The organism is bacterium (genome assembly GCA_040755795.1).
GTDB lineage: Bacteria > UBA9089 > CG2-30-40-21 > CG2-30-40-21 > SBAY01 > JBFLXS01.
This window is the reverse complement of record JBFLXS010000434.1, coordinates 1-3,208: the sequence shown is the minus strand read 5'-3', so window position 1 is coordinate 3,208 and position 3,208 is coordinate 1. Positions and strand designations below refer to the sequence as shown.

The window sequence follows — 3,208 nt, the reverse complement described above, 5'->3', positions numbered from 1 at the left end:
TTATGGCTTTTGGGTTAGCTCGTCATATACCAAATGAATTAACCTTACGAAACTTAGACCTTGACGAAACAGAACCAACTGAAATATTTGCCTCAGAATTAGAAGAAATTCCAGAAGGTAATCCTGTCCCACACTTCGAATATCCCATCGGTACCATCCTGAAAAACTCTGAAACTAATGATGATGAATACTACTTGATAACACCAGCAGGAGAGAAAAAACTTATACCAAATAAACAGACACTTGAGAATTTAGGTTTAGATATCTCAAAGGTCAAACCAGTCCCATCTTCAAAATTAGAAGGCATTTCAAATGACCCAGAACGATTTCCGCATATTGAATATCCTAATGGCACAATCCTCAAAGGTCCGAATAACACACTTTATGTAACGCAATTAAACACCAAAATAGAAGTGCCTGATGAGACGACATTAGAGGCGCACGGGCTAAATACCCGGCTGGAGACAATTACTATTCGGGCAAAAGGGACACAGGCGGGTGGCACCTACCCATTGATTCAACTACGGGTAGATGGGCAAACGGTAAAAGAATGGTTTGTGAGCAATGAATTCAAAGACTATACCGTAACCATACCATTATCTTCAGGTAAACACACTGTAGATGTTGTCTATCCCAATGACCAGGATACCTATACCCAGATAAAGACAAAGACAGAGAGACATTTCCACCATCTTAAATGGAAGACCAGAGTAACGACCTGGAGTGAGACGAGTGTCACCGCAGATAGGACATTATGGATAGACAATTTGCAGGTAGGTAACCAAAAGATAGAGGCAGAGGATTTTACTGCGGTAAAATATGATCGAGCAAATAATCAAAACATAAACAGTGCCTTAGATGGGCAAGGGGTAGAAGCAGGCAGGGAGCAACTGGATAATGCCGGGGCATTGCGGTTTGAGGTAGAGACAAATCCCGTGATTAATGTTACCGAATCAGACCTGGCTAAAGCTAAAATGGATACTATTTTTACCCTACAGCAGGCAAAATATCCCAATGGCACAGTAATAAGAAATCAAGCGGGGGATAAGATTTATCTGATGCAAAATGGAACAAAGCAAGAGATAAAAAATGATAAGACCATTGAGGCATTAGGGATTGAAAAAGACACCCCTATCCCAGTCAGTACCTTTAATTTTAAAGAATTAAACACAGGTAAAAGGATATATGATTTAATACCAGTAAGTGGGCAGTGGACTTTAAATGATGGAGTGTATCATCAAGATAATATGACAGGTCTATCCGTAGCCAAATTGAAAGAGACTTATTCAGACTTCATTTTTAAAACAAAGATAAAGGCAACTGAGACAACCTATGCGACTGATTGTCGCTACATTAATTTTAGGGCCAAAGATGAACAGAATCAATATGTATTACAGATATTTGGCACCCATCTTAATTTATATAGAGTCATAAATGGGAATTGGACCTGTCTTGCTGAAGTATCAAGAAATTTACCTCTTGGCACCTGGGCTGATTATAAAATAGTAGCTAATGGGGACCAAATTCAGGTTTATGAAAATGATAGATTGATTGCCGATATCAAAGATAACTCGAACACATCAGGCAGTATATACCTCAGAAGCTACAAAACCAAAGTTTCTTTCGATAATATTAGAATTACAAATCTCAAAGATAATACCCTGGTGGAAGAAAATCCGGGATTAATACCATTAAGTAAAGAGTGGAATTCAAGGATGGTTACCCAGAATAACATAACGGATCATACCAGGGCGAAAATAGATGGCATATATTCAGACTTTATCTTTGAGACAAAGATAAAAGCTGAGCAAACAACACATTCCACTGATTGTCGCTACATTAATTTTAGGGTCAAAGATGAACAGAATCAATATGTATTACAGATATTTGGCACCCATCTTAATTTATATAGAGTCGTAAATGGGAATTGGACCTGTCTTGCTGAAGTATCAAGGACATTACCTCTGGGGACATGGGCTGAGTATAAAATAGTAGCTAATGGTGACCAAATCAAGGTCTATGAAAATGATAGATTGATTGCCGATATCAAAGATAACTCAAACACATCAGGCAGTATATACCTCAGAAGCTACAAAACCAAAGTTTCTTTCGATAATATTAGAATTACAAATCTCAAGAATAATGCACCTGTGGAAGAAAGTCCAGAATTAACACCATTAAGTGGTCAATGGGATGTAGGGGTGGTTACTCAAAATAACATAACGGCTCATACCAGGGCGAAAATAGATGGCATATATTCAGACTTTATCTTTGAGACAAAGATAAAAGCTGAGCAAACAACACATCCCACTGATTGTCGCTACATTAATTTTAGGGTCAAAGATGAACAGAATCAATATGTATTACAGATATTTGGCACCCATCTTAATTTATACAGAGTAGTAAATGGAAGTTGGACTCGTCTTGCTGAAGTATCAAGAAATTTACCTCTTGGCACCTGGGCAAATTATAAAGTAGTGGCTCACGGAGATCAGATCAAGGTGTATGAAAATGATAGAGTAATCGCAGATGTTAAAGATAACTCAATCTCTTCAGGTGAGATAATTTTACAGACATACAAGACACAAGCATCATTTGATGAGACAAAAGTTACTATTATTAAGGATAATGTTCTTTCAGACGATGAACTTTCTGAAATTCCAAAAGGTAGTCTGTTAGAAGCAAAGTATCCTAATGGAACAGTATTGGAAGATATAGCTGGAAATATGTATATGATGAGTCAAGGGATAAGGAAGTTAATTCCAGATGAAACAACATTGGAAGTTTTAGGGCTTACAAAAGGAATTTCAACTTCTACTTTAAACATTAAAAAGATGAACGAAGGTAAAAGGATATATGACTTAAGTCCAGTAAGTGGGCAGTGGACTTTAAATGATGGAGTGTATCATCAAGATAATATGACAGGTGTATCCGTAGCCAAATTGAAAGAGATTTATTCAGACTTCATTTTTAAAACAAAGATAAAGGCAACTCAGACAACCTATGCGACTGATTGTCGCTACATTAATTTTAGGGCCAAAGATGAACAGAATCAATATGTATTACAGATATTTGGCACCTATCTTAATTTATATAGAGTAGTAAATGGGAATTGGACCTGTCTTGCTGAAGTATCAAGGACATTACCTCTGGGGACATGGGCTGAGTATAAAATAGTAGCTAATGGGGACCAAATTCAGGTATATGA

Annotated in this window: 1 protein-coding gene; it reads left to right on the top strand. The window is 37.1% G+C overall.

Annotated features, from left to right (window positions below; all coding sequences use genetic code 11):
- On the top strand, positions 1 to 3,208 hold a 3,208-nt coding region (locus AB1414_17955; GenBank protein MEW6609298.1), incomplete at both ends, for a family 16 glycoside hydrolase.